Origin of the sequence: Anaerotalea alkaliphila (assembly GCF_010179735.1) — a bacterium.
Taxonomy (GTDB): domain Bacteria; phylum Bacillota; class Clostridia; order Lachnospirales; family Vallitaleaceae; genus Anaerotalea; species Anaerotalea alkaliphila.
Genome location: NZ_JAAEEH010000067.1, coordinates 1 through 5,755 on the forward strand (window position 1 = coordinate 1; position 5,755 = coordinate 5,755).

Annotated in this window: 5 protein-coding genes and 8 tRNA genes; all 13 read left to right on the forward strand. The window is 56.6% G+C overall.

Annotated elements, in window-relative coordinates; all coding sequences use genetic code 11:
• Nucleotides 1-54 precede the first annotated feature (54 nt).
• Nucleotides 55-126: transfer RNA gene (locus GXN74_RS13905), tRNA-Glu, on the forward strand.
• Nucleotides 127-137: 11 nt separating this feature from the next.
• Nucleotides 138-210, forward strand: a tRNA-Thr gene (locus tag GXN74_RS13910).
• Between the two features lie 5 nt (nt 211-215).
• Nucleotides 216-289 (forward strand) — tRNA-Ile (locus GXN74_RS13915).
• Between the two features lie 27 nt (nt 290-316).
• Nucleotides 317-390 (forward strand) — tRNA-Asp (locus GXN74_RS13920).
• 16 nt (nt 391-406) lie between these two features.
• Nucleotides 407-480: transfer RNA gene (locus GXN74_RS13925), tRNA-Pro, on the forward strand.
• Nucleotides 481-508: 28 nt separating this feature from the next.
• Nucleotides 509-581 (forward strand) — tRNA-Val (locus GXN74_RS13930).
• A 78-nt stretch (nt 582-659) separates the two neighbouring features.
• Nucleotides 660-743, forward strand: a tRNA-Leu gene (locus GXN74_RS13935).
• A gap of 20 nt (nt 744-763) precedes the next feature.
• Nucleotides 764-837: transfer RNA gene (locus tag GXN74_RS13940), tRNA-Arg, on the forward strand.
• Between the two features lie 107 nt (nt 838-944).
• The gene (gene rho, locus GXN74_RS13945; protein WP_162371548.1) at nt 945-2,342 is read left to right on the forward strand and encodes a transcription termination factor Rho; all 1,398 of its coding nucleotides are present in this window, start codon (nt 945-947) and stop codon (nt 2,340-2,342) included.
• 133 nt (nt 2,343-2,475) lie between these two features.
• Nucleotides 2,476-2,685, forward strand: coding sequence for a 50S ribosomal protein L31 (gene rpmE, locus GXN74_RS13950; protein ID WP_162371544.1), 210 nt, complete (start codon nt 2,476-2,478; stop codon nt 2,683-2,685).
• 52 nt (nt 2,686-2,737) lie between these two features.
• A complete protein-coding gene (locus GXN74_RS13955) occupies nt 2,738-3,664 on the forward strand; it encodes a DUF1385 domain-containing protein (protein WP_162371545.1) in 927 nt (308 codons plus the stop codon).
• Complete coding sequence (gene prmC, locus GXN74_RS13960) at nt 3,636-4,526, forward strand: peptide chain release factor N(5)-glutamine methyltransferase (RefSeq protein WP_162371546.1); 891 nt, start codon at nt 3,636-3,638, stop codon at nt 4,524-4,526. The genes GXN74_RS13955 and prmC overlap by 29 nt, the downstream gene beginning before the upstream one ends.
• A complete protein-coding gene (prfA, locus tag GXN74_RS13965) occupies nt 4,523-5,596 on the forward strand; it encodes a peptide chain release factor 1 (protein WP_162371547.1) in 1,074 nt (357 codons plus the stop codon). The genes prmC and prfA overlap by 4 nt, the downstream gene beginning before the upstream one ends.
• Nucleotides 5,597-5,755: the final 159 nt, after the last annotated feature.

Genomic DNA, 5,755 nt, shown 5'->3' on the forward strand with positions numbered 1-5,755 from the left:
AGGTTCGAATCCTACTCGGGGAGCTGGTCCTTATGGACCTTGGAATTATATTAAGGCTCATTGGTCAAGCGGTCAAGACACCGCCCTTTCACGGCGGTAACAGGGGTTCGATTCCCCTATGAGTCATCCACAAGATTGCCGACGTGGCTCAATTGGCAGAGCAGCTGACTTGTAATCAGCAGGTTATCGGTTCGAGTCCGATCGTCGGCTTACATGGGCCTTTAGCTCAGTTGGTTAGAGCAACCGGCTCATAACCGGTCGGTCCGGGGTTCAAGTCCCTGAAGGCCCATCATCCATAGATTTGGCCATTTCATATGGCCCAGTAGCTCAGTTGGTTAGAGCGCCGGCCTGTCACGCCGGAGGTCGAGGGTTCGAGTCCCTTCTGGGTCGTTCAGCAATTCAATATCTGGGTGTGGCTCAGCTTGGTAGAGCGCTAGAATGGGGTTCTAGAGGTCGCAGGTTCAATTCCTGTCACCCAGACTTAACAAATGAATAACCAGCGATATGGGGGCGCATAGCTCAGCTGGGAGAGCACCTGCCTTACAAGCAGGGGGTCACAGGTTCGAGCCCTGTTGCGCCCATTTCCACTGGAATGGATTCCCATGGATTCATTTCGGTCGATCGACTGCAGAGAATGCGGAAGAGCAAGTTTTTTCACTGCCGGAGTGGCGGAACTGGCAGACGCACAGGACTTAAAATCCTGCGGTCGAAAGACTGTACCGGTTCGATCCCGGTCTCCGGCATTGCAGTAGAACATTCATGTGTGCGTATAGCTCAGCTGGATAGAGCGCTTGACTACGGATCAAGAGGTCGTGAGTTCGAATCTTACTACGCACGGTAATGAAATCCTTTTGTTTGCCTACGGGCAGGCGGGAGGGTTTTTTGTTTTCAGGAAATTCCAAAGCGGACGGGAGGTATGGGGATTGGATAAGGATTATGCGGCGATGACCGTGGTGGAATTGAGGAAAGAGGCGAGGAACCTGGGGATGCGGGGAGTGGCCGTGTTCAAGAAGGACCAGCTTGTGGAAATCCTGACGGAGGCGGCCAGGAAACAGGAGCAACAAAAGGAGCGCGTCCGGCAACAGGACAATGTACAGCCAAAAGAACAGGTCGAACAGGAACAGGCCGAACAGGAACAGGGCAAGGCCGAAATCCCGGAACAGGCTCCGGAACGGGAAGAGTCCATTCCCGAGGGAATCACGAAGCTGGACAGCGGCTCCCTGGCCGACGGGATCCTGGAGGTCTTGCCGGAAGGGTTTGGATTCATCCGCAGCGAAAACTACATGCCCGGGGAAGACGACGTTTACGTATCCCCCTCCCAAATCCGCAGGTTCCGGCTGCGCACAGGCGACATCCTCCGGGGGAACATCCGTGTCTCCAAGGAGGGAGAGAAATTCAGGGCCCTCCTCTACGTGTTGCGCGTGAACGGCGAAGAACCCTACAAGGCGGCCAGGCGGCCCCGGTTCGAGGACCTGACCCCTGTTTTTCCGGACGAAAGGATGCGTCTGGAGACGGAACCCACCGACTATGCCACCCGGCTGGTGGACTTCATCGCCCCCATCGGCAAGGGACAGCGGGGAATGATCGTTTCGCCACCCAAGGCGGGGAAGACCACCCTGCTGAAGAAGGTGGCCAACGCCATCACCAGGAACCATCCGGAGGTGCACCTCATCGTGCTGCTGATCGACGAGCGGCCGGAGGAAGTGACCGACATCCAGAGGTCCATCAAGGGCAGGCATGTGGAAGTGATCCACTCCACCTTCGACGAAACCCCGGAACACCACAAACGGGTGGCAGAAATGGTCCTGGAACGGGCCAAGAGGATGGTGGAGCAGAAGAAGGACCTGGTCATCCTGCTGGACAGCATCACCCGTTTGGCCAGGGCCTACAATCTGATCATCCCCCCCAGCGGCCGGACGCTTTCCGGCGGACTGGACCCGGCCGCCCTGCACATGCCGAAGAAGTTCTTCGGGGCCGCAAGGAACATCGAGGAAGGCGGAAGCCTGACCATACTGGCCACCGCGCTGGTGGACACCGGCAGCAAGATGGACGACGTGATCTTCGAGGAATTCAAGGGCACGGGCAACATGGAGCTGGTGCTGGACAGGAAGCTTTCGGAAAAAAGGATTTTTCCGGCCATCGACCTGGCGAAATCCGGAACCCGGAGGGAGGACCTGCTCTACACCCCCCAGGAACTGGATGCGGTCCAAAAGTTCCGGAAGGCTTCAGGGAACATGCGCGCCGAAGAGGTCATCGACAGCATGATGCGGGTTTTTGTGGAGACCGGCACCAACGAGGAATATGTGGAAAAACTGTCCACCAAGGTGCTGAGCAGTTATTGAGGCAATCTGGAAAAAAAGATGCGGGAGGCACTTGCAATCCCCATCCAACTGTGGTACAATACAAGAGCTGTTTTATGGAACACGAATGACCGTAAAGCCATAGGGCTAGCATCAGCTGAAAGAGGTGAAAGCAATGAAACCAGGAATTCATCCAGAGTATCAACAAGCGACTGTAAAATGCAACTGCGGCAATGAGTTTGTAACAGGCTCCACGAAGGAAAGCATTCACACAGAGATTTGCTCCAAGTGCCATCCGTTCTATACAGGAACCCAGAAGGCTGTTGCAGCACGTGGACGTATTGATAAATTTAACAAACGCTATGCCAAGAAGAGCGCCGAGTAAAAAAAGTTGAGGATATCCTCAACTTTTTATTCTTTATGAAGGAAGTGACCTATTGAAAAGGATCGATATAGGCGGCCAGGCCGTCATCGAAGGAGTCATGATGAAGGGAAGGGACAGCTACGCCATCGCTGTCCGCAAACCCGACAAGGAAATCGTCCTGGACCGGAAGGCGTATGCCAGCTGGTCCAAAAGGCACAAGGTGCTGGGTCTGCCCATCCTTAGGGGAGCCGTGGCCTTCTTGGAGGCCATGGTCCTGGGGACGAAGATGATCACCTATTCCGCGGAGTTTTTTGAAGTCGAGGAAGAGGTGAAGAAGACGAAATTCGACCATTGGATGGACAAGAAATTCGGGAGCAGGGCCAACGACGCCCTGGTGGGGATTTCGGTGGTGCTGGCCATGGCGCTGGCGTTCCTGCTGTTCTTCCTTCTGCCCCTGGGGGTCTCCCAGCTGCTCAGGGAACATCTGACCAATCCGCGGATGATGAATCTGGTGGACGGTCTGGTGCGGATCCTCATCCTCTTCCTCTACATCCTGGCAATCTCCAGGATGAAGGACATCCAACGGGTATTCCAATACCATGGGGCGGAGCACAAGAGCATCAACTGCGTGGAAAACGGACTGGACCTGACGGTGGAGAATGTGCTCTCCCAATCCCGCCTGCACAAGCGTTGTGGGACCAGCTTCCTATTATATGTGGTGGTCGTGAGCGTATTCATCCTGACCATCATCAACGTGCAGACGTTCTGGATGCGGCTGTTGGTCCGCTTCCTGTGCTTTCCGCTGATTGCGGGCATCTCCTATGAGATCATCAAGCTTATGGGAAGGTTTGACACGAAAGCTGCTGACTTCTTGAGCGGCCCTGGAATGCTGCTGCAGAGGCTCACCACAAAAGAGCCGGATGCGGAGCAGGTGGCAGTGGCCATAGCGGCTCTCCAGGGGGTGATGGACGATGAGCGGGAAACACAAGACAGGACATGAACAGCTCCGGGACCTTCTCCAATGGGGAAGGAGCCTGTTGGAAGAGGCGGACAAGGACGGAAGGGAAGCCAGGCTTCTGCTGGAAGCGGCCACAGGACTGACCCACGTGGAGATCCTGGTGGATCCCACCAGGCCGGTGTCCAGGAGCATGGCGGAAGAGTACGAACGGAACATCTGGCGAAGGACCGCGGGTGAACCGCTGCAGCAGATCCTGGGAACGGCCGACTTCATGGGGTTCGAATTCCATGTGGACAAGCATGTGCTGATTCCAAGACCCGAGACGGAGGAGCTGGTGGAATGGGCCCTGGAGACCATCCGGGAGGAAGGGGCCGTCCGCATCCTGGACATGTGCACAGGCAGCGGCTGCATCCCGGTCAGCCTCGGGCTGCTCCAGGATGGGCTGAAGCTCCATGGGGCGGACCTTTCCTGGGACGCCCTGGAAGTGGCGGGAGGGAATGCCTCCAAGCATCGGGTGGAGGTCTCCTTCCACCAAGGGGACCTGTTTGACGCCCTGAAGGGCACGGATGTGGAGGCCTTCGACCTGATCCTGTCCAATCCGCCCTACATCGAATCGGAGACATTGAAGGAGCTGATGCCGGAAGTGGTGGGACACGAGCCCCGGATGGCATTGGACGGAGGGCCGGACGGACTGGCGTTCTACAGGCGGATTGCCCGGGATGCCAGGAAATGGCTGAAAGAAGGCGGCTGGCTGTTTTTGGAAATCGGCTGGAACCAGGAGGAGGCCGTCCGTAAGATCCTGGAAAAGGAAGGCTACGTCCAGATCACGCCCCGGAAGGATTTGGCGGGACACTGGCGGATGGTGCGGGCCAGAAGTGCAGATGACAAAGAGGTGTTGGTATGATAGATAGATTGAGCGGAATAGTGGAACGGTTTGAAGACATCGCGCACCAGATCAGCGATCCCATGGTGATCGCCGACCAGGAGCGGTGGCGCAAACTGATGAAGGAACACAGCGACCTGGAGACCCTTGTGGATAAATACAAGGCTTACAAGAAGACGGAGGAGGATGTTGCAGAGCATCTTGCCATGTTGGAGGAAGAGTCCGACGAGGAGATGCGCGCCCTGGTAAAGGCGGAGCTGACGGAAGGCAAGGAGCGGCTGGTTTCCCTGGAAGAGGACATCAAGATCCTGCTCCTGCCCAAGGACCCCAACGACGACAAGAACGTTTTTGTGGAGATACGCGGAGGAGCCGGCGGAGACGAGGCGGCCCTTTTTGCGGCGCAACTCTTCCGGATGTACGCCCGTTATGCGGAACGCAACCGTTGGAAGGTGGAGACCATCAGCATCAATGAAAACGGAATCGGCGGATTCAAGGAAGCGGTCTTCATGATCCAAGGCAAGGGCGTCTATTCCAAACTGAAGTACGAGAGCGGCGTCCACCGGGTGCAGCGGGTACCGGTGACGGAATCCGGCGGAAGGATCCACACCTCCACGGTGACGGTGGCGGTGCTTCCGGAAGTGGACGAGGTGGAAGTGGATGTGGACATGAACGACATCCGTGTGGATGTGTACCGTTCTTCCGGCAACGGAGGACAGTCGGTCAACACCACGGACTCCGCCGTGCGTCTGACCCACATCCCCACCGGGTTGGTGGTCTCCTGCCAGGACGAGAAGTCCCAGCTGAAGAACAAGGAAAAGGCACTCCGGGTGCTGCGGGCAAGACTCTACGAGGCGGAACTGGAGAAGCAGCAGAGCGAACAGGCCCAGAACCGGAGAAGCCAGGTGGGCACAGGGGACAGGAGCGAGAAGATCCGGACCTACAACTTCCCCCAAGGCAGGGTGACGGACCACCGGATCAAGGTGACCCTGCACAAACTGGACGCCTTCCTGGATGGGGACATCGAGGAAATGGTGGACAGCCTGACAACCGCAGACCAGGCGGAGAAGCTGAAGATGATTGAAGGGGAGTGATCCTCCCCTTTAAAAAAAAGGATGAAATCAAGGATGTCAAGCGTTTTTGAAAATGTCCCGAAAAACTTATAACATAGGCACCAGCTATTGCTGGTGCTTTTTTGGTCTTGGGCGTGATGCAAGGGAGCGGCATTTATTCCACGGACCTGTTTACAGCGA

What these genes read in the sequence shown, in the direction of transcription:
- prfA (WP_162371547.1), top strand. Translation starts at nt 4,523, where the DNA reads ATGATAGATAGATTGAGCGGAATAGTGGAACGGTTTGAAGACATCGCG.
- rho (WP_162371548.1), top strand. Translation starts at nt 945, where the DNA reads ATGACCGTGGTGGAATTGAGGAAAGAGGCGAGGAACCTGGGGATGCGG.
- rpmE (WP_162371544.1), top strand. Translation starts at nt 2,476, where the DNA reads ATGAAACCAGGAATTCATCCAGAGTATCAACAAGCGACTGTAAAATGC.
- prmC (WP_162371546.1), top strand. Translation starts at nt 3,636, where the DNA reads ATGAGCGGGAAACACAAGACAGGACATGAACAGCTCCGGGACCTTCTC.